19 protein-coding genes and 1 pseudogene are annotated in these 22,452 nt (G+C 65.6%); 11 read left to right on the top strand and 9 right to left on the bottom strand.

Annotated elements, in window-relative coordinates:
* The 4 genes and pseudogenes from V7066_RS17520 to V7066_RS17505 all read left to right on the top strand — a co-directional run.
* Nucleotides 1-1,369, top strand: a pseudogene (locus V7066_RS17520) (hypothetical protein); the annotation flags it as partial.
* A gap of 251 nt (nt 1,370-1,620) precedes the next feature.
* Nucleotides 1,621-6,258 (top strand): glutamate synthase large subunit, encoded by a 4,638-nt coding sequence (gene gltB, locus V7066_RS17515; RefSeq protein WP_334184269.1) that lies wholly within the window; start codon nt 1,621-1,623, stop codon nt 6,256-6,258.
* 17 nt (nt 6,259-6,275) lie between these two features.
* Entirely contained in the window at nt 6,276-7,709 is a 1,434-nt protein-coding gene (locus tag V7066_RS17510) for a glutamate synthase subunit beta (protein ID WP_334184268.1), read from the top strand.
* Nucleotides 7,710-7,855: 146 nt separating this feature from the next.
* On the top strand, nt 7,856-8,164 hold the full coding sequence (locus V7066_RS17505; RefSeq protein ID WP_334184267.1) for a putative quinol monooxygenase: 309 nt from the start codon (nt 7,856-7,858) through the stop codon (nt 8,162-8,164).
* Between the two features lie 26 nt (nt 8,165-8,190).
* On the opposite strand, the gene V7066_RS17500 is transcribed toward V7066_RS17505, so the two are convergent.
* Nucleotides 8,191-8,880 (bottom strand): uracil-DNA glycosylase, encoded by a 690-nt coding sequence (locus V7066_RS17500; RefSeq protein ID WP_334184266.1) that lies wholly within the window; start codon nt 8,878-8,880, stop codon nt 8,191-8,193.
* Between the two features lie 65 nt (nt 8,881-8,945).
* Here V7066_RS17500 and V7066_RS17495 point away from each other — a divergent pair, with 65 nt between their 5' ends.
* From V7066_RS17495 to V7066_RS17485, 3 genes are read left to right on the top strand one after another with little or no spacing between them, the layout of a single operon-like run.
* Entirely contained in the window at nt 8,946-9,569 is a 624-nt protein-coding gene (locus tag V7066_RS17495) for a ribonuclease D (RefSeq protein ID WP_334184265.1), read from the top strand.
* Between the two features lie 17 nt (nt 9,570-9,586).
* Nucleotides 9,587-10,234 carry an LPS export ABC transporter periplasmic protein LptC gene (gene lptC / locus V7066_RS17490; RefSeq protein WP_334184264.1) on the top strand — a complete coding sequence of 216 codons (648 nt, stop codon included), beginning with the start codon at nt 9,587-9,589 and terminating at the stop codon, nt 10,232-10,234.
* Nucleotides 10,231-10,752, top strand: coding sequence for an LptA/OstA family protein (locus tag V7066_RS17485; RefSeq protein WP_334184263.1), 522 nt, complete (start codon nt 10,231-10,233; stop codon nt 10,750-10,752). The genes lptC and V7066_RS17485 overlap by 4 nt, the downstream gene beginning before the upstream one ends.
* 102 nt (nt 10,753-10,854) lie before the next feature.
* On the opposite strand, the gene V7066_RS17480 is transcribed toward V7066_RS17485, so the two are convergent.
* From V7066_RS17480 to V7066_RS17460, 5 genes are all read right to left on the bottom strand, one after another.
* Nucleotides 10,855-12,255 carry a sugar transferase gene (locus V7066_RS17480; protein WP_334184262.1) on the bottom strand — a complete coding sequence of 467 codons (1,401 nt, stop codon included), beginning with the start codon at nt 12,253-12,255 and terminating at the stop codon, nt 10,855-10,857.
* A gap of 146 nt (nt 12,256-12,401) precedes the next feature.
* Nucleotides 12,402-13,460 (bottom strand): DNA polymerase III subunit delta, encoded by a 1,059-nt coding sequence (holA, locus tag V7066_RS17475; RefSeq protein WP_334184261.1) that lies wholly within the window; start codon nt 13,458-13,460, stop codon nt 12,402-12,404.
* A gap of 34 nt (nt 13,461-13,494) precedes the next feature.
* Nucleotides 13,495-14,007 carry an LPS assembly lipoprotein LptE gene (lptE, locus tag V7066_RS17470; RefSeq protein ID WP_442947342.1) on the bottom strand — a complete coding sequence of 171 codons (513 nt, stop codon included), beginning with the start codon at nt 14,005-14,007 and terminating at the stop codon, nt 13,495-13,497.
* The gene (leuS, locus tag V7066_RS17465; protein WP_334184260.1) at nt 14,004-16,535 is read right to left on the bottom strand and encodes a leucine--tRNA ligase; all 2,532 of its coding nucleotides are present in this window, start codon (nt 16,533-16,535) and stop codon (nt 14,004-14,006) included. Before leuS ends, lptE begins: the two co-directional genes overlap by 4 nt.
* Before the next feature lie 76 nt (nt 16,536-16,611).
* Nucleotides 16,612-17,079: a DUF3576 domain-containing protein gene (locus tag V7066_RS17460; RefSeq protein WP_334184259.1), complete on the bottom strand. Its 468-nt coding sequence runs from the start codon at nt 17,077-17,079 to the stop codon at nt 16,612-16,614.
* Nucleotides 17,080-17,405: 326 nt separating this feature from the next.
* On the opposite strand from V7066_RS17460, the gene V7066_RS17455 reads away from it, so the two are divergent.
* Complete coding sequence (locus V7066_RS17455) at nt 17,406-18,176, top strand: hypothetical protein (RefSeq protein WP_334184258.1); 771 nt, start codon at nt 17,406-17,408, stop codon at nt 18,174-18,176.
* 137 nt (nt 18,177-18,313) lie between these two features.
* Nucleotides 18,314-19,036 carry an acetoacetyl-CoA reductase gene (phbB, locus tag V7066_RS17450; RefSeq protein ID WP_334184257.1) on the top strand — a complete coding sequence of 241 codons (723 nt, stop codon included), beginning with the start codon at nt 18,314-18,316 and terminating at the stop codon, nt 19,034-19,036.
* Between the two features lie 46 nt (nt 19,037-19,082).
* Here the strand turns inward: phbB and V7066_RS17445 are convergent, their stop codons facing one another.
* Complete coding sequence (locus tag V7066_RS17445; protein ID WP_334184307.1) at nt 19,083-19,409, bottom strand: YnfA family protein; 327 nt, start codon at nt 19,407-19,409, stop codon at nt 19,083-19,085.
* Nucleotides 19,410-19,486: 77 nt separating this feature from the next.
* On the opposite strand from V7066_RS17445, the gene V7066_RS17440 reads away from it, so the two are divergent.
* The gene (locus V7066_RS17440; RefSeq protein ID WP_334184256.1) at nt 19,487-19,717 is read left to right on the top strand and encodes a ribbon-helix-helix domain-containing protein; all 231 of its coding nucleotides are present in this window, start codon (nt 19,487-19,489) and stop codon (nt 19,715-19,717) included.
* 93 nt (nt 19,718-19,810) lie between these two features.
* Here V7066_RS17440 and V7066_RS17435 read toward each other — a convergent pair whose 3' ends face one another.
* Nucleotides 19,811-20,032, bottom strand: a complete 222-nt coding sequence (locus tag V7066_RS17435) for a hypothetical protein (protein WP_334184255.1) — start codon at nt 20,030-20,032, stop codon at nt 19,811-19,813.
* 59 nt (nt 20,033-20,091) lie between these two features.
* Nucleotides 20,092-21,375, bottom strand: coding sequence for a UDP-N-acetylglucosamine 1-carboxyvinyltransferase (murA, locus tag V7066_RS17430; RefSeq protein WP_334184254.1), 1,284 nt, complete (start codon nt 21,373-21,375; stop codon nt 20,092-20,094).
* Between the two features lie 149 nt (nt 21,376-21,524).
* On the opposite strand from murA, the gene V7066_RS17425 reads away from it, so the two are divergent.
* Nucleotides 21,525-22,406: a UTP--glucose-1-phosphate uridylyltransferase gene (locus tag V7066_RS17425; RefSeq protein WP_334184253.1), complete on the top strand. Its 882-nt coding sequence runs from the start codon at nt 21,525-21,527 to the stop codon at nt 22,404-22,406.
* Nucleotides 22,407-22,452 lie beyond the last annotated feature (46 nt).

The following is a 22,452-nucleotide window of genomic DNA, read 5'->3' as shown; positions in this document are numbered from 1 at the left end:
CTCCGACCTCGAAGGCATCGACGTCCCCGGCCCTGCCGACCCGGAGCTTCCCACCGAGGAATCCTATCGCCAGCCGAATCTCGGCGAAAGCGACAGGGAAGTGTCAGGCAGCCTCGAAACGCCGGAAGCGGTTGCGGCCGAGTGGTCTGCCGCGGCAGAGGAAGCCGCCCCCCAGACCATCGTTTCCGCCGAAACGGACGAACACGGCCCCTTCGGCCGCATTCCCGAATGGCTGGAGCCGCGCCAGGACATGCACAGCTTCTCCCCCGCCCGCTGGGGTGCCGCGCACGAAGAGGTTTCCGAGCCGTCAACGCCCGCACCGGCACCCGAAGCCCTGAGCAATCGCCTGTTCGAAGCCTACTCGCGCGCAATGGGCGAACCGGCCGAGGCGCCGGAAATCCAGCCGCTCTTCTCCGGCCCGGATGCGGGCATGGGGACCGACAGGGGAGCCGATCCCCTTGAAGAGACCGCCGCATCCGAGGAACGCCTTCAGGCTGCGGAACGGATTGCCGGGGCGGACCTCGAAGACCTGTCGCAAGTCGAACTGCTGGAGCGTCTCGCGCTGGCCATGGAGCGGCAGCGCCGCCTCCGTGCCGCCGCTTCTGCCGCGACCGACACCGTATCGGAAGATCAGCCCGTTTTGGATGAAACGGCTATCTCTGCCGCCCCCGCACAGCCAAGCGCCGAAGCCGTCGTTCTTCCCGCCGAGAGCCTGGCTGACTCCCCGCTTCCGCGCCTCGCTTCGGTATCGCCCTTTGTGGCTCCGCTGCGATCGGTGCCGGACGTGCAGGACTTCGATCGGCAGGATAGCGAACCTTCGGCGAAAGCGGAAATTCCGACTCCGATTTCCGCTGCCCCCATTCCCGCTGCCTTACGCCCCATCGGCTTCGACGCCTTCGGCCATGACGAAGACGACGATGCCCTGCCCGGCTATGTCCCGCCCCGCCACATCAGTCTGGCGCTGACCAATCCGGTTGCGATCCTGCCGCAGGCGCCCATCCTGTCGGGGGAAGAGATCGCAGGCGAACCGGAGAACGAAGCCGAGGATCGCGGCCAGTACGCAGCCTTCGACACGCTTTCCGAGGGTTTCGACTATGACGAAACGCCGGAGGATGACGAGGAAGAAACCGTCCTTGCCAAGGGCTATTCCTCGCTCCTCAACCTCTCGCGTCAGGCACCCCGGCAGAGCTTCGTCCGGCTCGGCGATGATGACCGGACAACCGAGGTCGCCGATGACGCTTCGGCAGCCATCCCGGAAGGAAGCGGCGCCCGCCCGTTCGATCCGCCTGCTCGCTCCGATCCCGGCGAAACCGAGAAGGCCCTGCGTGCTGCTCTGGCCACGCTCCAGCGGATGAGCGGGGCCGCCTGAAACCGGCCCCTTGCCCTGCGAGAATGCGTTTCACGCAATTGAGACCCATTCTCGCATAACAAAATTCCCTTTTTTACCGCGCACACGCACTAAATTTTGCGCAACCCCCTGCCTTCGCCATTGCAAAAGCGTCCCGTAATCGTCATGGGGGCGCTTGGGACCACCATGACGCACCTTGCTGCCGCACGATTCGTGCGCGGCGGGCGCGACGAAAGGTCCCCGGCAAAAAATGACAGGATGGGTTTTTATCGATGGGATTTCCTAAGCCCCAGGGCCTTTATGATGCGCGTAATGAACACGATGCTTGTGGTGTGGGTTTCGTAGCCCATATCAAAGGCCAGAAAACGCATGCAATCATTACTCAGGCGCTGGAAATCCTGAAAAATATTGACCACCGCGGTGCGGTGGGCGCCGACCCCCTGCTGGGCGACGGCGCAGGAATCCTGACGCAGCTTCCCGACACCCTGTTCCGCAGCTGGGCTGCCGCCACCGGCGTCGAACTGCCCAAGGCCGGCGACTATGCCGTCGCCATGTGCTTCCTGCCGCAGGACGCCGCCAGCCGCGACCTGATCACGCAGACGTTCGAGAAGTTCATCGCCAAGGAAGGCCAGCACCTGATCGGCTGGCGCGACGTGCCCGTCACGCTCGACGGCCTCGGCAAGACCGTGATCGAATCGATGCCGGTGATCCGCCAGTGCTTCGTCGGCCGCGGCGAGAACTGCGCGGACCAGGACGCTTTCGAGCGCAAGATCCTGGCGATCCGCAAGCAGACGCAGAACCCGCTCAAGGCCATGGCCGAAAAGCACGACCTGCCCGGCCTGACCGAGCTCTACATGCCGAGCTTCTCCAGCCGCACGATCGTCTACAAGGGCCTGCTGCTGGCGACCCAGGTCGGCTCGTTCTACGACGACCTGCGCAACCCCGAGTTCGTCTCGGCACTCGGCCTCGTCCACCAGCGGTTCTCGACCAACACCTTCCCGAGCTGGAAGCTGGCGCACCCGTTCCGCTTCATGGCCCACAACGGCGAGATCAACACCGTTCGCGGCAACGTGAACTGGATGAACGCGCGCCGCCGCACCATGGAATCGGAGCTGCTCGGCGCCGATCTCGACAAGATGTGGCCGCTGATCCCGCACGGCCAGTCGGACACCGCCTGCCTCGACAACGCGCTCGAGCTGCTGCTGGCCGGCGGCTATCCGCTCGTCCACGCGATGATGATGCTCATCCCCGAGGCATGGGCGGGCAACGCACTGATGACGCCGGAACGCCGCGCGTTCTACGAATATCACGCCGCGCTGATGGAGCCGTGGGACGGCCCGGCCGCCGTGGCCTTCACCGACGGCCGCCAGATCGGCGCCACGCTCGACCGTAACGGTCTGCGCCCCGCACGCTTCCTCGTCACCGATGACGACATCTGCGTCATGGCTTCCGAATCGGGCGTGCTTCCGATCAAGGAAGACAACATCGTCCGCAAGTGGCGCCTCCAGCCCGGCAAGATGCTCCTGATCGACTTCGAGCAGGGCCGCATCATCGAAGACGAAGAGATCAAGACCCAGCTCGCCAACGAAGAGCCCTACGAAAAGTGGCTTGAGCAGGCGCAGTACAAGCTGGCCGATCTCGACGTGATCGAACCGGAACTGGCCGAGCTGCCCCAGCCGACCGGCACCCTGCTCGATCGCCAGCAGGCCTTCGGCTACACGCAGGAAGACGTCAGCCGCTTCCTCGAACCGATGGCCGTCAATGCCGACGACCCGCTCGGCTCGATGGGCACCGACACGCCGATCCCGGTGCTGTCGAACAAGGCGCGCCTGCTCTACGACTACTTCAAGCAGAACTTCGCGCAGGTCACCAACCCGCCGATCGACCCGATCCGCGAGGAACTGGTGATGAGCCTGGTCACCATGATCGGCCCGCGCCCGAACCTGCTCGGCCATGACGCAGGCAGCCACAAGCGCCTGGAAGTCAGCCAGCCGATCCTGACCGACCTTGGCCTCGCCAAGATCCGCTCGGTGGAAGCCGCGCTCGACGGCGCCTTCCGCACCGAGACCATCGACATGACCTGGGATGCCGCTTCGGGCGTCGAAGGGCTGGAGATGGCGATCAAGGAAATGTGCTGGGCCGCGACAGAAGCGGTGCTGGCGGACAAGAACATTCTCGTCCTGTCCGACCGCGCCCAGGGCCCGGACCGCATCCCGATGCCGGCGCTGCTGGCAACGGCCGCCGTCCACCACCACCTCGTCCGCCAGGGCCTGCGCATGCAGACCGGCCTCGTCGTGGAAACCGGCGAAGCGCGCGAAGTGCATCACTTCTGCGCTCTGGCCGGCTACGGCGCGGAAGCGATCAACCCCTATCTGGCGCTCGAAACCATCGAAGCCGTGCGCGTTCGCAAGAACCTGCCGGTGACGGCGGAGCAGGCGGCGAAGAACTACGTCTACGCCATCGGCAAGGGCATCCGTAAGGTCATGTCCAAGATGGGCATCTCGACCTACCAGTCGTACTGCGGCGCCCAGATCTTCGACGCCGTCGGCCTTTCGACCGCGTTCGTGGACAAGTACTTCACCGGCACCGCCACCTCGATCGAGGGCGCGGGACTGGCCGAAATCGCGGCGGAAACCGTGCAGCGCCACAACGCTGCCTACGGCGACAACCCGATCTACGCCAACATGCTCGACGTCGGCGGCATCTACGGTGCACGCGTGCGCGGCGAGGAACATGCCTGGACCTCCGAGAACATCGGCGCGCTCCAGCACGCGGTTCGCGGCAATATCCCCGCCAAGTACGAGGAATTCGCCCGCACCATCAACGACCAGTCGACCCGGATGCTCACCATCCGCGGCCTGATGGACTTCGCGCCCAGCCAGGCGATCCACATCTCCGAGGTGGAACCCGCCAGCGAGATCGTGAAGCGCTTCGCCACCGGCGCGATGAGCTATGGCTCGATCTCGTGGGAAGCGCACACCACGCTGGCGCTGGCGATGAACCGCATCGGCGGCAAGTCGAACACCGGCGAAGGCGGCGAGGATCCCTCGCGCTTCAAGCCCCTGCCGAACGGCGACACCATGCGTTCGTCGATCAAGCAGGTCGCCTCGGGCCGCTTCGGCGTGACCACCGAGTACCTGGTCAATGCCGACGACATCCAGATCAAGATGGCCCAGGGCGCCAAGCCCGGCGAAGGCGGCCAGCTGCCGGGTGACAAGGTGGACAAGACCATCGGCGCCACCCGTCACTCGACGCCGGGCGTCGGCCTGATCTCGCCGCCGCCGCACCACGACATCTACTCGATCGAAGACATCGCGCAGCTCATTCACGATCTCAAGAACGTGAACCCGACCAGCCGCGTCTCGGTGAAGCTGGTGTCCGAAGTGGGCGTCGGCACGGTTGCCGCGGGCGTCTCCAAGGCGCGCGCGGACCACATCACGATCTCGGGCTACGAAGGCGGCACCGGCGCTTCGCCGCTGACCTCGCTGACGCACGCGGGTTCACCCTGGGAAATCGGTCTCGCCGAAACCCAGCAGACCCTGCTGCTCAACAACCTCCGCAGCCGCGTGGTGGTCCAGGCCGATGGCGGCCTGCGTACCGGCCGTGACGTGGCCGTGGCCGCGCTGCTCGGCGCGGAAGAGTTCGGCTTCGCCACTGCCCCGCTGATCGCGGCGGGCTGCATCATGATGCGCAAGTGCCACCTCAACACCTGCCCGGTCGGCGTCGCCACCCAGGACCCCGTCCTGCGCGCCCGCTTCACCGGCCAGCCCGAGCATGTGGTCAACTACTTCTTCTTCGTCGCCGAGGAACTGCGCGCGATCATGGCCCAGCTGGGCTTCCGCACGATCGCCGAAATGGTCGGCCGGGTGGACAAGCTCGACATGAAGAAGGCGATCTCGCACTGGAAGGCCAAGGGCGTCGATCTGTCCAAGGTGCTCTACCAGGCCCCGCTGGGCGACAGCCCCTCGCTGGGCTGGAGCGAAGTGCAGGACCACGGCCTCGAAAACGCGCTCGACAACGCGCTGATCGCGGGCGCCGCCGATGCGCTGGACAACCGCCAGCCGGTGCGCCTCGAAAAGAGCGTCATCAACGTCAACCGCACGGTCGGCGCGATGCTCTCGGGTGAAGTGGCCCGTCGCTACGGCCATGACGGCCTGCCCGACAACACCATCAACGTGAAGCTCACCGGCGTTGCCGGCCAGAGCTTCGCCGCCTGGCTTGCCCACGGCGTCACGCTCGACCTGACCGGCGATGCCAACGACTATGTCGGCAAGGGCCTGTCCGGCGGCCGCGTGATCGTGCGCCAGCCCGGCCATGTGAACCGCGATCCGCTCAAGAACATCATCGTCGGCAACACCGTGCTCTATGGCGCGATCTCCGGCGAGGCGTTCTTCAACGGTGTCGGCGGCGAGCGCTTCGCGGTCCGCAACTCGGGCGCGATCGCGGTCGTCGAAGGCTGCGGCGACCACGGCTGCGAATACATGACCGGCGGCGTCGTGATGGTGCTCGGCAAGACCGGCCGCAACTTCGCGGCGGGCATGTCCGGCGGCATCGCCTACGTCTACGACGAGGACGGCGAGTTCGACAGGCTGGTGAACCCGGCGATGGTCGATCTCATCCGCATCTCGCCGGAAGCCGGCGAGGAAGAGGGCACCGGGCGTCCGCAGCAGCGTACCGTCTCGGTCCGCGACCTCGGCATGGGCGACATGCTGCGCCACGATGCGGAGCGCCTGCGCATCCTGCTCGAACGCCACCACCTGCACACCGGCTCGAAGCGGGCCCGCGCACTGCTCGACGACTGGTCGAACGCGCTGGGCAAGTTCGTCAAGGTGATGCCGCGCGACTACGCGAAGGCTCTGCGCCAGCAGGAGGCCGAGCGCCTCGAAGCCGCTTCGGTCGCAGCAGAATAAGATCGGGAATTAGTAAGATGGGCAAGGAAACCGGCTTCCTCGAACTGGACCGCCAGGACCGCACCTATGGCGATGCCAAGGAGCGCCTCAAGAACTACAACGAGTTCGTCGTCCCGCTGGCGCCGCAGGCGCTCAAGGACCAGGCTTCGCGTTGCATGAACTGCGGCGTGCCGCACTGCCACACCGGCTGTCCGGTCAACAACATCATCCCGGACTGGAACCACCTGGTCTATGAGGACGACTTCCGCAACGCGCTGGAAGTCCTCCACTCGACCAATAACTTCCCCGAGTTCACCGGCCGCATCTGCCCCGCCCCGTGCGAGGCGGCCTGCACCCTGAACATCGTGGACCAGCCCGTCACCATCAAGTCGATCGAATGCGCGATCGTCGACAAGGGCTGGCAGGAAGGCTGGATCACGCCCAAGCCTGCCGAGAAGAAGACCGGCAAGTCGGTGGCCGTGGTCGGTTCCGGCCCGGCGGGCATGGCCTGCGCGCAGCAGCTTGCCCGCGCCGGTCACTCGGTGACGGTGTTCGAAAAGAACGACCGCGTCGGCGGACTGCTTCGCTACGGCATCCCCGACTTCAAGATGGAAAAGCACCTCATCAACCGCCGTCTCGTGCAGATGATGGCGGAAGGCGTGGAATTCCGCACCTCCACCGAAGTGGGCGTGACCGTGTCGGTCGCCTCGCTGAAGGAAAACTTCGACACCGTCGTCTTTGCAGGCGGCGCCGAGGATCCCCGTCCGCTGAACATTCCGGGCTTCGAACTGCCCGGCGTGCGCTTCGCGATGGAATTCCTGACCCAGCAGAACAAGCGCAACGCAGGCGACGACGAGCTGCGCGCCGCCCCGCGCGGCACGCTTTCGGCCACCGGCAAGCACGTCATCGTCATCGGCGGCGGCGACACCGGTTCGGACTGCGTGGGCACCTCGAACCGCCAGGGCGCCGCTTCGGTCACCCAGCTCGAAATCATGCCCAAGCCGCCGCTGCATGAGAACAAGGCGATGTCCTGGCCGAACTGGCCGCTCAAGCTGCGCACCTCGTCGAGCCACGAGGAAGGCGTCGATCGCGACTGGGCCGTACTGACCAAGCGCGTCGTCGGCGACAACGACGTCCGCGCCCTCGAATGCGTCCGCGTCGAGTGGAAGGACGGCAGGATGCAGGAAGTGGAAGGCAGCGAGTTCACGCTCCAGGCCGACCTCATCCTGCTCGCCATGGGCTTCGTCGGCCCGCGCAAGGCCGGCATGCTCGACCAGTCGGGCGTCACGCTGGACGCGCGCGGCAACGTCAAGGCCACCATGGTCGACTACCGCACCAGCGACCCCGCGATCTACTCGTGCGGCGACATGCGCCGCGGCCAGTCGCTGGTGGTCTGGGCGATCCGCGAAGGCCGCCAGTGCGCCCGCGCAGTGGACGAAGCACTCATGGGCGCTTCCGAACTGCCGCGCTGAGCCGGGTCTGAATCGATATCGGAAGGGGCGCTCCCGCAAGGAGCGCCCCTTTTCGTTTGCGCCCTCGCCCCGGCGATCCCTGAGGTCCCGCCGTTGACCGGTGCTCCCCGCTTCGGGATTCTGTCGGCGAGAGGGAGAACAAGCGAATGCTGCTGGAAATCGCGGAAATCGAAGTGCGTCCCGGCGCCGAGGACGGCTTCGCCGCAGCCATGCACGAATCCGGGCTGACCGATCTGGCCGCCTGCGACGGCGTCGTCTCGATCCGCTTCGGGCGCGGGGTGGAGAACCCGTCGAAATTCACCTTCAACGTCGTCTGGACTTCCATGGAAGCACATGACGCAGCGCGCGGACTGGACGCTTTCGCACGTTTCCGCGCCGCCTTCGGCGACATGGGCCTCAGCGGAACGATGAGCCACTATCTGATGGGCGAGGCGATCCCGGGCGCTTCGGGATGACTCATTCCTCCCTCTCAAGGGAGGAACTACCAGTCGATCCGGCCGCGGCCGTTCGCTTCCAGGAATTCGTTCGCCTTGCTGAAATGACGGCAACCCAGGAAGCCGCGATGGGCCGACAGCGGGCTGGGATGCGGCGCCGTCAGCACCAGGTGATGGCTCGAAGCCAGGCCCGGCACCCGCATCGCCTTTTTCTGAGCGTGACTGCCCCATAGCAGGAACACGCAAGGCTCCGTCTTGGCCGCGACTGCCGCGACGGCGGCATCGGTGATCGCTTCCCAGCCCTTGTTCTGGTGCGAGCCGGCCTGCGCCTCTTCCACCGTCAGCGCATTGTTGAGCAGGAGCACACCCTGCCGCGCCCAGTGTTCGAGATTGCCGTGCCCGGGCGGGGTCACGCCGCAGTCGGTCGCCAGCTCCTTGTAGATGTTGACCAGCGAGGGCGGCACTTTCACGCCTTCCGTCACCGAAAACGACAGACCATGCGCCTGTCCCGGCCCATGATAGGGGTCCTGCCCGAGGATGACGACGCGGACCTGATCGAGCGGAGTCAGCTCCAGCGCCCGCAGCCGCGTGCCGCGCGGCGGATAGATCCGCTTGCCGGCCGCTTCCTCGGCCTTGAGCCAACCGCCGAGCTGGCGCGATTGCGGGGAATCGAGCACGGGCCCCAGAGCCGGTTGCCACGACGGCGGTACACCCTGAAGCGATCCCGAGACGTCCATTCGAGCCCTACTCCCGCCTAAACCATTTGCGAAACCGAGGCCCAGTCCCTAAGCATTTTAGGACCATGGCTGTCTATCTCCACGAAGAAGATCTCCCCGAAGGCGTGCTTGCGCCGGGACCCGTTGCCGTCGACACCGAGACGATGGGTTTGATCACCCCGCGCGACCGCCTTTGCGTGGTCCAGATTTCCGACGGACAAGGCGACGAGCATCTCGTTCGCTTTGCGCCCGGCAGCGACTTTGCCGCGCCGAACCTGAAGGCGGTGCTGGCCGATCCGGCCCGGCTGAAGCTCTATCACTTCGCGCGATTCGATCTGGCGGCGATCGAGCACTATCTCGGCGTCACCGCCGCGCCGGTGTTCTGCACCAAGATCGCCAGCAAGCTGACCCGCACCTACACCGATCGTCACGGGCTCAAGGACCTCGTGCGCGAACTGCTCGGCAAGGAAGTGTCGAAGCAGCAGCAGTCGAGCGACTGGGGCGCAGCCGAACTGACCGAGCCGCAGAAGGAATATGCCGCCTCGGACGTGCGCTACCTTCACGCGATGCACCAGATTCTCGTCGTGCGCCTCGCCCGCGAGAACCGCACCGAGATCGCCCAGGCCTGTTTCGACTTCCTGCCCGCCCGCGCCCGGCTCGATCTGGCCGGCTGGCCGGACCACGATATCTTCAGCCACGAAGCCGCCTGATCGGAGCGTAACCAGGCATGTCGGTCGAAGCCAACCAGGTCCGCAACCGCCGCCGGCACTTTGCCGCGCCCGGCGGCTCGCACGATCGCATGGTGGCGATTCTCGCCAAGGTCCTGCCCGCGGGCATCGGCCTTGTCGCGGCCGTCATGATCCTGGTTCCGCTCTCCCCGCGCGGGGAGATCAGCTTCCTGCTGGACCGCAACAAGGTGGCGACGACCGGCGAGCGTATCGCCGTGGCGGACGCCGCCTATCGCGGACAGGACAACCAGGGCCGCGACTTCGTGGTGACGGCGGGCACCGCCGTCCAGCGCTCGCCCGAGATTCCGATCGTCGAGATGCAGAAGCTCGTCGCCCAGATGGCCCTGCGTGACGGCCCCGCCGATATCGTAGCGCCGCGCGGCGCCTACAATTTCGACAACGACACGATGGCGGTCGACGGCCCGGTCAACTTCAAGTCGTCCGACGGCTATACGATGACCACCAGCAAGGTCGACGTCGACATCAAGCAGAAGACGGCGGTCGCATCGGGCGGCGTCCAGGGCACCGTGCCCTCGGGCACCTTCAAGGCCGATGCGATGCACGCCGATCTCGACACCCGCACCGTTACACTCGAAGGCCATGCCCGGATGCGCATCACGCCCGGCAAGCTGAGGATGCCGCAATGACCCCCCGCTTGTTTGAATCCCGCAAGTTCCGCATCGCCCTCGCAGTGCCGGTGGCCGGACTCGCCCTGATCGTCGCCGGGCAGCAGCTCGGCGCCCAGGCGATCTCGGGTCATAACTCCGACGCGCCCGTCGATTTCGGTGCCGACCGCATCGAACTCCAGGACAAGCAGAACCGCGTCGTGCTGACCGGCAATGTCGACATCACCCAGGCCGACCTGCGCCTGCGCGGTGCCCGCACGGTGATCGACTTCATCAAGGGCGACCAGACCCAGGTCCAGCGCATCACCGCCAGCGGCAATGTCGTCGTGACCCGCCAGGATCAGGTCGCCACCGGCGATACCGCGATCTACGATCTCAACCAGCGCATCGTGACGATGGTCGGCAATGCCACGCTCAAGCGCGGCACCGGCGATACCCTGCGCGGCGGACGTTTCGTAATGGACCTCAAGAGCGGCGTCTCCTCGGCCTCGGGCGGCCGGGTGAAGGGCACGTTCAACGTCCCCAAGAAGAAGAACTGATCCCGGACCCTCTCCGGAGGAAACGAAAAAGGCCGGTTACGACACCTCGTCGTAACCGGCCTTTTTCGTTTTGGGCGGCCTTCGGGACAGGCCCCGCCTCGATCAGAACGCCTTGTCGTGAACGAGTACCCGCGCGGTCAGGAACATGATGTGCAGGTCGCGCATGATGGTCCAGCCTTCCAGATACTCCAGATCGGACTGGAGGCGGTTGATGAGATCCGATTCCTGGTCGGTGGCACCGCGATAGCCGCGCACCTGGGCCAGTCCGCTCAGACCCGGCTTGAGGCTGTGCCGCTGCCAGTAGCGGCGGTCGACTTCCCAGAACAGCTTGTCGCCCGCCAGCGAGCCGGTGGCATGGGGACGCGGCCCGACAAGGCTCATATCACCCAGCAGCACGTTGAAGAGCTGCGGCAACTCGTCGATGCTAGTGCCGCGGATGAAGCGGCCGACGCGGGTGATGCGCTGGTCGCCCTTCGAGGCCGAGACGTTCCCGTTGGTGTCGCAGAGGGCCTGCGTCATGCTGCGGAACTTGTACATGTTGAAGAAGGTGTTGCCCCGGCCCATGCGGCGCTGGACGAAGAACACCGGCCCGCCGTCCTGAAGCTTGACCGCGAGGGCCACGACCAGCAGCAACGGCGAGAGCGCGAGGATCGCGCCGCCGGAAAATGCGACGTCGAAGATGCGCTTGATCGCACGCTCGCGAATTCCCAGCGGCCCGGCCGAGACGAGCAACAGCCCGTGCTGGCCGGTCACCCGGGCACCCTGCGCGCCGAGACGGGCCACTTCGTCGTCGAGCACTTCGCCGTCGACATTGGCCCCCTTGAGCACCATGGCCCATTCGGCACGGCGGTCGGCGGGGCAGCTCACCACCACCCGGTCGATATTGCGCAGGACCAGGCCCACGCGATCGAGCGAATCGGGGTCCTTGAGATTCGGACGCAGCCCCATGGCCGCCGCCGAGACGCGGATCGCGCCGGGCATGCGCAGCTGAGGCCCGCCATCGTCGATGATGAGCTCATTGATGACATTGGCACCGCAGCGCCATTGCACGAAGCTGCGAAGCTGGAGCCGCGACCAGGCGATCAGCGCCATGGCGCAGATCACCCCGCCGCTGAAGGCACCGCGAGACAGGTCTGCCGAGGACTTCATGAGGAACTGCACGAAGACGACGACGACGACCGCCACCACCATCGAGACTTCCGCTCGGAAAATGCCCCGCCAGCCGTCGCGAAGCGCGTCGGTTGAATAGGCGGCGTTGTACAACGCCAGCGTCAGGAAGATCGGCAACAGCACCTGTCCGTAGACGAGTGCCATCTCCATTCCCTGGCCGCTGTCGTAAAGCCAGCCGGCAAGCGCAAAGCCTGCCAGAAGGGCCACGAGGTCCCCCACGAGCAAGGCAAGATAACATTGAAGCCGTCGGCGTTCGAGCGAAGGTGCGACGAGAAGTTCGTCTGCCTCGGAGCGCTGAACGGCTTGGGTCGTAACTGCAAATGGCGCATTCATGCGTTCAACACTCCCGATTGTCGAACTCATGCCCCCCGGATCCCCTCTTCCGTCTATCGCCACAGCCACGGATTCGATGTCCGTGCTGCACTGCGGTAGACGAATGCACTTATGATCATTCCATCCGTGCAGGAAAGCCGATTCAGTTAAGCTGTTCTTTTTATCCGTTGTTTGCCATCGAACGTAGAAATTCTGGCTATTTCGACTAACCCTTCGGCCAGCAGAAGGTCGGCGTCCTGGCTATTGGCCAGCAGCGATTGGTGCATCGCAATAAGACGGGCCACCAGGCGTTCGAGACGATTACCACGCCAGATACGCAATTGCACCCCGAGGGCTGGTTTGTCCTTCCAGAAAATTCGGCGGGCGGCCGCTTCCGATTCGATCAGGGCTGCGGGGTCCCCGCCCCTTCCGAGCCGGGAATTGAGGCCGGCCAGTTGCGCCGCGCGGCGCTCGAAAGCCAGGAGCAGGCCGACGGCATTGATGCCCTGATCGCGCAGGCGCTTGAGTTCAGGCCCGATCGCCTCGCGCTTGCCGCCCAGCACCGCGTCTACCAGCGGGCCGAAATCGTCGTCCTCGGTCGCCGCCCCAACGGCGTCGAGATCGGCGCTCGACACCGCGCGGGGCGTTTCCGCGCTGGCATCGAGATAGAGCGCCAGCTTCGTCACTTCCGAGCGCGCCAGCCGTGTATCGAGGCCCGAGGCCCGCGCGATTCGCTGGGCGAGATCGCTGCCCATCTTGAGTCCGGCACCGTTGGCCATCGTCCGCACGGCGCCGGTCACCGCCGCAAGGTCCGGCGGGTAGAACATCGCCACCAAGCCGTCCGGCCGGGCGGCAAGCAGCTTGGCCGTGCGCGACTTGTCCGTGGCCCCGGTCGCCACGATCAGGACCGGGCAGGCATCGACATCGCTTTCGAGCAGGATCTGGACCGCATCGTGGGCCTCGTCGCCCTGGGCACGAATCCAGATGTGGCGTGAGGTGCCGCCGAACAGCGAGTTGGATCGCGCCTCGTCGCCCAGCTTCACCGGGTCTCGGCGCAGCTCCGAACCGGCGATCTCGACCCGCTCGCCGGGGTCGGCGAGGAAGGAGACGATCCTGGCCGCCGCATCGCTGGCACCGGCCTCATCAGGCCCGCAAAAGAAGAAAACCCGCGCCTGCTGTGCGGCGCGGGCTGCAAGGCCGCCGAAATCCTTCTGGGTGGCTTTCACGTTGCCACGATCCGGCCCGAGACTCGCATCGGCATCACTGCTTGGTGTCGCCGCGCAGGCGCAGCGCCACGGCGTTGACGATGCGGGTGGCCACGTCCTTCGACATGTTTTCCAATGCGGTCTGCTCGCCCGCGATCGTCGCATAGTCGGAAGACACGACGTCGATGCCCGCGTCCGAACCGGCAGTGGCGTCGAGCACGGTCTCGTTGCTCGACAGGTCCACCAGCTGGTAGCGCGCGCGCAGGGTCCGGCGCTCGCGGCCGATGGTATCGTCGGAGAGCAGCGCGAACCCTTCGAGCTTGTCGTCGAGGCGAATGTCGAGGCGGTAGCGCGGCGCCGTGCCGCCCTTGTCCGCGCCGAGCTGGTCGACGATGGCGTTGCGGACCAGCCAGCCCGCACGCCCCTCGATCGCCGCAACCTGCACGCCCTTAAGGCCCTGTGCCACGGCACCGCTGCCGCCGCCCGCATACATCGGCTTGAGGCCGCAACCGGACAGCAGCGCGGCACCCATCAGGGCGGGGCCGAAGAGGCGCAGGAAACGCTTCACGCGACGAGATTGACCAGGCGGTCGGGCACGACGATCACTTTCCTCACCTCGGCTCCATCCAGTGCACGCTGCACTTTCTCGCTGGCAAGGGCAAGCGCTTCAAGCTCTTCCTTCGACGTGCCCTTGGCCACGGTCAGGGTGTCGCGCAGCTTGCCCTTCACCTGGACCGCGACGGTCACTTCGTCCTCGACCAGCAGCGCCGGATCGACTTCGGGCCATGCCGCCTGCGCGACCAGACCTTCGCCGAAGGTAGCGAAGGCTTCTTCGGCAAGGTGCGGCATCATCGGCGAGACGAGCAGCAGAACCGTGCGGATCGCGTTCGAGCGGCTGGCCGAAGGGGCCGCCTTCTCGACCGCGCCGGTCAGTTCGTAGATGCGCGCCACGGCCTTGTTGAAGCCCAGCGATTCGATGTCCGAAGCGACAGCGGCCACCGTCTGGTGGGCCTTGCGGTCGATCGCCTTGTCTTCGCCGGTCGCCGCAGCGTCGTACTGGGCGAACAGGCGCCACAGGCGCTGCACGAAGCGGCCACAGCCCTCGATACCGGCTTCCGACCACGGCAGGTCGCGTTCCGGCGGGCTGTCCGACAGCATGAACCAGCGGATCGCGTCGGCACCGTAGGTCGCGACGATCTCGTCGGGGTCGACGACGTTCTTCTTCGACTTCGACATCTTGATGACGCGGCCGATCTCGACCGGGGCGCCATCGGCCTTGAGCGTGGCGGTTTCCGCGCCGCGCTCGATCTCGCCGGGCGAGAAGTAGATCGGCTGGCCGTTGGCATCGTTGATGCGGAAATAGGTCTCGTGCGTGACCATGCCCTGCGTGAACAGGCTGGCGAAGGGTTCCTTCACCTCGATCTTGCCGATGCGGGCCAGAGCGCGCGTCCAGAAGCGGGCATAGAGCAAGTGCAGGATCGCATGCTCGATGCCGCCGATGTATTGCTCTACCGGCAGCCATTCGGCGATCTTGGCCGGATCGAACGGGCGATCCTCCGGCTGGCTGGCGAAGCGCAGGAAGTACCACGAGCTGTCGACGAAAGTGTCGAGCGTGTCGGTCTCGCGGCGCGCGGCATGGCCGCACTGCGGGCAATCGACATGCTTCCAGGTCGGATGACGCACCAGCGGGTTGCCGGGGGTCGTGAAATCGACGTCCTCGGGAAGCGTGACCGGCAGGTGCTTCTTGGGCACCGGCACCACGCCGCAAACCTCGCAGTGGATGAACGGGATCGGCGTGCCCCAGTAGCGCTGGCGCGAAACGCCCCAGTCGCGCAGGCGCCACACGGTCTTGCCCTCGCCCCAGCCTTCGGCCTCGGCGCGCGCGATCACGGCAGCCTTGGCATCCTTCACGGCCATGCCGTTGAGGAAGTCGGAGTGGACGCAGACGCCGTCACCGGCTTCGGACTCGCCGTCGAACGGCTTGTCGGCATCGGCTTCGCTCGCCGCGACGACGCGCAGGATCGGCAGCCCGTACTTGGTGGCGAACTCGAAATCGCGCTGGTCGTGGCCGGGAACGGCCATGACCGCGCCAGTGCCGTAGTCCATCAGCACGAAGTTGGCGATGTAGACCGGCAGTTCCGCGCCCGTGAACGGGTGCTTCGCCCTGACTCCGGTGTCGAAGCCCAGCTTCTCCGCCGTTTCCAGTTCGGCCGCGGTGGTGCCGCCCTGCTTGCACAGCGCGATGAATTCTTCGACCTCGGGACGGCCGACAGCAACCGCCTGCGCGATCGGGTGATCGGCGGCGACGGCGACGAAACTGGCGCCGAAGATGGTGTCCGGACGGGTCGAGTAGACTTCGACCGAGCCGATGCCGCCGATTTCAGCCGAGAGATCGAACTTGAACTGCAGGCCCTGCGACTTGCCGATCCAGTTCTCCTGCATCGTGCGGACCTTTTCGGGCCACTTGTCGAGCGTGGAGAGGCCTTCCAGCAGTTCGTCGGCAAAGTCGGTGATCTTGAGGAACCACTGGGAGAGCTTGCGCTTCTCCACCAGCGCGCCCGAGCGCCAGCCGCGTCCGTCGATCACCTGCTCGTTGGCGAGCACGGTCATGTCGACCGGATCCCAGTTCACCGCCGATTCCTTGCGGTAGACCAGATCGTTTGCGTAGAGATCGAGGAACAGCGCCTGCTCGTGGCCGTAGTATTCCGGCTCGCAGGTGGCGATCTCGCGGCTCCAGTCGAGCGCGAAGCCCAGGCGCTTCAGCTGCGCCTTCATGTTGGCGATGTTCTCGCGCGTCCAGCCGCCGGGATGGACGCCCTTTTCCATGGCCGCGTTCTCGGCGGGCATGCCGAAGGCGTCCCAGCCCATCGGATGAAGCACTTCGTGCCCGGTCATGCGCTTGTAGCGCGCCAGCACGTCGCCCATCGTGTAGTTGCGGACGTGGCCGATATGGATGCGTCCCGAAGGATAGGGGAACATCTCAAGCACGAAGCTGCGCGGCTTCGACGAGGTGTCGTCCGCCTTGAAGCACTGCGCGTCGTCCCACGCAGCCTGCCAGCGCGTGTCCGCCTGAGCCGGATCGAACCGCTCGGTCATCTCAGTCAAGTCTCCTGCGGGCGCATGTCACCCGCGCAATTGAAACTGCGGGCCGGATCAGCCCGCAGGGGAAAAATCAGCCGCCGATCGAATCGCGGCGAAGATCGCGGGCGCGGGTGAGGATGATGTCCTCCAGCTTCTGCACGGTGGCCGCCTGGACCGGAGCCGCCGTCCAGCCGCCGTTCGCCGAAACTTCGCGCTGAGCCGTCACGCGCAGGGCGTCGGCGCGCAGGTCCTTGTCGAGGATCATCACGGTGACCTTGACGCGCTCGCCCGGCTGCTTGGGGTTGACGTACCAGTCGGTGACGATGACGCCGCCGGCGCTGTCCGACTGGAGCAGCGGCATGAACGAGAGCGAATCGAGGCTGGCACGCCACAGGTAGCTGTTCACGCCGATGGTCGTTACCGCCGAAGGCGCGATCGAGGAATTCACCTGCTTGCGGCCGCCGCCACAGCCGGCCAGCGCAAGCGCGGCCACGGCGCAGAAGCCCGCGGTTGCCAGCGATCGAGCAGAGAGAAGGCCGGTATGGGTGCTGCCTGTCATCGTAATTCCCAGTTCCTGTCTTGGCGAAGGTGCCGGACTTTCCGCGCGCCTGCCGTGAAACGCCTCTATAGCCGCCACTGCCGGGGCGGCAAGTGCGGCTTCATCAGCTTGCCGCCATAAGCGAGGCAGGGCTAAACGCTTGCTGAACGGGCAGCGGCAGTTTGCGGACGGACGCCGATACGCGCTCGGCGCCCCCTCCCCCCGGCGATCATCCTGTGTTAAGCTGCGCCGATGAGGATAGCGGACCTGTTCAGACAGGTAGACGGAAGGCCCCTGAGAGCCGTGAATGGCGGAAATCGGTAATGAATAGCGAAAGCGCAAGACCAATGGATGGAACCCTCTCGGATCGGGCCATCTCGAAAGGCGGCATGCGGACCAGCCTGATGCTGACGTGCTGTGTGGTCGTGCTCGCTCTGCCCAGCGCCGTGCTGGCCTTTACCACCACGTTCAAGACCAACTCCTCCTCCCGCTCCTTCGGTGCCCTCGATCCCGAGACTTCTCCCGAAAATCTGTCGCGCGCCATCGCGATGCGGTCGCTGGGCGACGGCGAGAACTTCCCCTTCACCCCCGCCGGCCCCACCGCCCGGCGTGACCGCGCGGTCACCGTGGCCGTCCGCATTGATCGCGAAGCGGCACAGGCAATCATCGTGCGCAATCGCACTCCGATCGCGCGCAATGACATGGCCGGAATCGGCGGCCTGAAGATCGCGCCGACCGCGTTCAACCTCGGCGTGGCGCGCGGCTACCAGAACTTCGCGCCGGATATCGCCGCCGCCACGGCCCCCGCTGCCGCGCGCAGCATTTCCGACGCACCGGAACTGAGGAAGTTCAGCCTCCAGGCGGGCACGGCCGAACAGAAGGAGCCGCGCTTCACCACCCGCCTCTCCATCGACGAGAAGCGCGCGCCGGGCCGCGCGCCCCATACTTTCGCGGGCGAAGCGGGCGAAGTCGACGTCGGCGGCTCCTACCGGGTGACGAACAATCTCGATCTCACCGCAGGCCTGCGCTACTCGCAGGAGCGCGAGCGACTGATGCCGCTGACGGACGGGCGACAGGATAGCCAGGCCGTCTACGTAGGAACCCAGTTCAAGTTCTGATTTTTGCAACCATGGGTGCATTTCTCTCAATCACTTCAGCTTAAATAACCGTCATCGCCCCAAGGCTTCGCTTGCCCCGTCCCATTCCATTTTCTAGCCTGTGCTCGGTGGATGCTCACTAAGCGAAAGGCTTTATAATGGCGCGCGTTGCTATCGTTACCGGTGGAACCAGGGGTATCGGAGAGGCCGTTTCATTGGCTCTCCAGGAGAGGGGCCACACTGTAGTTGCAAATTACGCAGGCAATGACGAAAAGGCTAAGGCTTTTACAGACAAGACCGGGATTGCCGCCTACAAATGGGACGTCGGCGACCATGAAGCCGTTCTGGAAGGCGTGGCGCGGGTGACGGAAGAAGTCGGCCCTGTCGATATCGTCATCAACAACGCCGGCATCACCCGCGACGGCGTGCTCCACAAGATGTCCTTCGACGACTGGAACGAGGTGATGCGCATCAACCTCGGCGGCTGCTTCAACATGGCCAAGGCCACGTTTTCCGGCATGCGTGAGCGCGGCTGGGGCCGCATCGTCAACATCGGCTCGATCAACGGCCAGGCCGGGCAGTACGGCCAGGTGAACTATGCCGCCGCCAAGTCCGGCATCCACGGGTTCACCAAGGCGCTGGCCCAGGAAGGCGCCAAGTACGGCGTCACCGTCAATGCCATCGCCCCGGGCTATATCGATACGGACATGGTTGCCGCCGTTCCCCCGCCGGTCCTGGAGAAGATCGTCGCCAAGATCCCGGTCGGCCGCCTCGGCAGCGCTTACGAAATCGCGCGCGGCTGCGCCTTCCTCTGCTCGGAGAACGCCGCTTTCGTGACCGGCTCGACGCTGAGCATCAACGGCGGCCAGCACATGTATTGATGGGTTGGAGGACCGGCCCGGCGCTGTGCCCGGCCGGTTCTTCCGCTCAGGCCCGATGGGGCCCAAACAGGATCACGGCCGCCCCGACCAGGCAGATCATCGCTCCACCAAGATCCCAACGGTCCGGGCGGACGCCCTCGGCTATCCACAGCCACAACAGCGCCGAGGTGATGTAGACGCCGCCATAAGCCGCGTAAGTGCGCCCGGCATGGCTGCTGTCGACCAAAGTGAGCAGCCAGGCGAACAGCACCAGCGATGCGCAGCCCGGAATGAGCCAGAACGGCGACTTGCCCATCCGCAGCCAGGCCCAGAACGCGAAGCAACCGCCGATCTCGGCCAGCGCCGCGCCGATGTAGATGATAATGCCTTGCATTCCCCGGTAGATAGCGCCCGGCATCCGGCGTGTCTCCCACCTTTCCTTGTCTGCCTGCCCGCTGCTAGACTTCGGTGATGACGTCGATCTACCATCCGCCGATCAAGCGCTCGATCGAAATCGCCGGGCACAAGACCTCGATCAGCCTCGAACCGGTGTTCTGGGATCTGCTGCGACAGGTTGCCACGCACGAGGCGGTTCCGATCAACGCCCTGGTCGCGCGAATCGATGCCGAGCGGCTCGAGGCCGACACACCGCCCGGCCTGGCCAGCGCGATTCGCGTCTGGCTGGTTGCAGCGCGAACCTGATATTGGCGCCTGATACTGGCGTCCGAGAACGGAAAAGGGCGGAAGCCTTGCGGCTCCGCCCCCTCGGCTACACTGCGTCGGTTTCGCTAAAGATCAGTACGTGGCCGGCGGGTCGCTGGCCGGGAAACTTTCGTCGATCGCCTCGTCGGTCTTGGACCAGCGCGGCGGGGTGTGAGTCATGTTCTCCGGCCCCGCATCGCGAACGGGATAGCTGTCGGCGCCACCTGCGGCGGCTACCTGCTCCTTGTCGCGATTGGCATATTTGTAGAGTGCGTAACCGATGGCACCGGCTGCTGCCAACTTGATCAAGCCCATGGTCGTTGCTCCTGTCGCTTATTCGAAGGGGCAACGCACCGCGGGACCGATCGGTTGCCTTATTCGCCGCCGACCCGTTCGATCTGCGCGCCGACCAGCGCCAGCTTTTCTTCCAGCCGCTCATAGCCGCGATCGAGGTGGTAGAGGCGGTGAACCTGCGTTTCGCCCTCTGCCGCAAGACCGGCGATGACAAGGCTCATCGAGGCCCGCAAGTCGGTCGCCATGACTTCGGCGCCGGTCAGCTTCTGCACGCCGTGGACGACGGCGGTGCGGCCCTTGGTCTCGATATGCGCGCCCATGCGGTTGAGTTCGGGAACGTGCATGTAGCGGTTCTCGAAGATCGTCTCGGTCAGCACGCTCGAACCCTCGGCACGGCAGAGCAGCGCCATGAGCTGGGCCTGCATGTCGGTGGCGAAGCCCGGATAGGGCGCGGTGGAGAGCGTCACCGGCTTCAGCGGGCCGTCGGCGGCGACGTGGAGACCGTCGGCGGTCGCCTCGACATGGACGCCGGCATCGCGCAGCGCCTGCACCGTGGCCTCCATGTCCTCGATCTTGGCGCCCTTCAGCAGGACTTCACCGCCGGTAATGGCAGCGGCGCAGGCATAGGAACCCGCCTCGATGCGGTCCGGCATGACCATATAGGTGGCGCCGTGCAGGCGGTTCACGCCGTGAATCGTGAGGTCGGACGTGCCGATGCCCTCGATCTGCGCGCCCATGGCGACCAGCAGGTTGCAGAGGTCGACGATCTCCGGCTCGCGCGCGGCGTTGTGCAGGGTGGATTTACCCTTGCAGAGCACGGCGGCCATCAGCGCGTTCTCGGTCGCACCGACCGAAACCACCGGGAAGGAATAGCGACCGCCCGGAAGGCCGCCGTCAGGCGCGATGGCGCGGACGTAGCCCGCCGCCATCTCGATCTGGGCGCCGAGCGCTTCGAGGGCCTTCAGGTGCAGGTCGATCGGGCGGTTGCCGATCGCGCAGCCGCCGGGCAACGAGACTGTCGCCTCGCCCATGCGCGCCAGCATCGGACCGAGCACCAGGATCGAGGCGCGCATCTTGCGGACCAGATCGTAAGGCGCGACCGAGCTGGTGATGCGGGTGGCCTGAAGCGTCATCACCCGGCCGAAGTCTTCCGGACGGCTGCCCGCGATCATCGTCGAAATGCCGAACTGATTCATCAGGTGCTGGAAGCCGTCGATGTCCGCCAGACGCGGCAAATTGCGCAGCGTCAGCGGTTCTTCGGTCAGCAGGGCACAAGGCAGCAGCGTCAATGCGGCGTTCTTCGCGCCGGAAACGGGGATGGTGCCGGAGAGGCGCTTGCCGCCTTGGATGATGATCTTGTCCATGCGCCGCTATTTAGCGGGATTTGGCCGCGCAGCAAGCACACCTCGGAGAAAGACGGATGGACTGTTGCGCTGCATCTGCAAAGCAGGCTTTATAGGAAATAAGTCCAGCTTTAACCGCACCGTAACCAAATGGAGCCAGACCGTTAACCATGTCTGCACCCCAGTTTAAAAAGCCCGTCCGCAAAGCCGTGTTTCCGGTCGCAGGACTTGGAACCCGCTTTCTTCCCGCCACCAAGGCAATTCCGAAGGAACTTCTTCCCGTCGTCGACAGGCCGCTGATTCAATATGCGGTCGATGAAGCGCGCGAGGCGGGGATCGAGGAATTCGTCTTCGTCACCGGCCGCGGCAAGACCGCGATCGTCGAGCATTTCGATACGGCCTACGAACTGGAAGCGACGATGACCGCGCGCGGCAAGTCGCTCGATCCGCTGGAACCCACCCGCATCCAGCCCGGCAATCTCGTCACCGTGCGCCAGCAGGTGCCGCTTGGCCTCGGCCATGCCATCTGGTGCGCCCGTGCCGTCATCGGCGACGAACCTTTCGCGATCTTCCTGCCCGACGAGCTGATGTACGGCTCGCCCGGCTGCATGAAGCAGATGGTGGATGCCTACAACGAAGTCGGCGGCAACCTCGTCTCGGTGCTGGAAGTGCCGATGGAGGAAGTTTCCAGCTACGGTGTCATCGCCCCCGGCGCGGTGAACGGCGCACTTACCGAAGTGAAGGGCCTGGTCGAAAAGCCCAAGGTGGCCGACGCCCCCTCGAACAAGATCGTTTCGGGCCGCTACATCCTCCAGCCGGAAGTGATGGGCCTGCTCGCCAACCAGGGCAAGGGCGCCGGCGGCGAGATCCAGCTGACCGATTCGATGGCCAAGCTGATCGGCCAGCAGCCGTTCCACGCCGTGACGTTCGCGGGCCAGCGCTTCGACTGCGGCTCGAAGGTCGGCTTCGTCGAAGCGACCCTCGCCATCGCACTCGACCGTCCCGACATGGGCGGAGAAGTGCGCACCATCGCGAAAAAGCTGCTCGGCTGAGCTGTCTTCGGAACACGGTGATGACAAGAGCGCGCTCCCGCAAGGA

This window comes from Novosphingobium sp., from assembly GCF_036820275.1.
Lineage (GTDB): Bacteria > Pseudomonadota > Alphaproteobacteria > Sphingomonadales > Sphingomonadaceae > Novosphingobium.
This window is presented reverse-complemented; position numbering and strand designations above follow the sequence as displayed.

Excerpts from the sequence above, each read along its gene's own strand:
- gltB (WP_334184269.1), top strand. The coding sequence starts at position 1,621 with ATGGGATTTCCTAAGCCCCAGGGCCTTTATGATGCGCGTAATGAACAC.
- V7066_RS17510 (WP_334184268.1), top strand. The coding sequence starts at position 6,276 with ATGGGCAAGGAAACCGGCTTCCTCGAACTGGACCGCCAGGACCGCACC.
- V7066_RS17505 (WP_334184267.1), top strand. The coding sequence starts at position 7,856 with ATGCTGCTGGAAATCGCGGAAATCGAAGTGCGTCCCGGCGCCGAGGAC.
- V7066_RS17500 (WP_334184266.1), bottom strand. The coding sequence starts at position 8,880 with ATGGACGTCTCGGGATCGCTTCAGGGTGTACCGCCGTCGTGGCAACCG.
- V7066_RS17495 (WP_334184265.1), top strand. The coding sequence starts at position 8,946 with ATGGCTGTCTATCTCCACGAAGAAGATCTCCCCGAAGGCGTGCTTGCG.
- lptC (WP_334184264.1), top strand. The coding sequence starts at position 9,587 with ATGTCGGTCGAAGCCAACCAGGTCCGCAACCGCCGCCGGCACTTTGCC.
- V7066_RS17485 (WP_334184263.1), top strand. The coding sequence starts at position 10,231 with ATGACCCCCCGCTTGTTTGAATCCCGCAAGTTCCGCATCGCCCTCGCA.
- V7066_RS17480 (WP_334184262.1), bottom strand. The coding sequence starts at position 12,255 with ATGAATGCGCCATTTGCAGTTACGACCCAAGCCGTTCAGCGCTCCGAG.
- leuS (WP_334184260.1), bottom strand. The coding sequence starts at position 16,535 with ATGACCGAGCGGTTCGATCCGGCTCAGGCGGACACGCGCTGGCAGGCT.
- V7066_RS17460 (WP_334184259.1), bottom strand. The coding sequence starts at position 17,079 with ATGACAGGCAGCACCCATACCGGCCTTCTCTCTGCTCGATCGCTGGCA.
- V7066_RS17455 (WP_334184258.1), top strand. The coding sequence starts at position 17,406 with ATGGATGGAACCCTCTCGGATCGGGCCATCTCGAAAGGCGGCATGCGG.
- phbB (WP_334184257.1), top strand. The coding sequence starts at position 18,314 with ATGGCGCGCGTTGCTATCGTTACCGGTGGAACCAGGGGTATCGGAGAG.
- V7066_RS17445 (WP_334184307.1), bottom strand. The coding sequence starts at position 19,409 with ATGCAAGGCATTATCATCTACATCGGCGCGGCGCTGGCCGAGATCGGC.
- V7066_RS17440 (WP_334184256.1), top strand. The coding sequence starts at position 19,487 with ATGACGTCGATCTACCATCCGCCGATCAAGCGCTCGATCGAAATCGCC.
- V7066_RS17435 (WP_334184255.1), bottom strand. The coding sequence starts at position 20,032 with ATGGGCTTGATCAAGTTGGCAGCAGCCGGTGCCATCGGTTACGCACTC.
- murA (WP_334184254.1), bottom strand. The coding sequence starts at position 21,375 with ATGGACAAGATCATCATCCAAGGCGGCAAGCGCCTCTCCGGCACCATC.
- V7066_RS17425 (WP_334184253.1), top strand. The coding sequence starts at position 21,525 with ATGTCTGCACCCCAGTTTAAAAAGCCCGTCCGCAAAGCCGTGTTTCCG.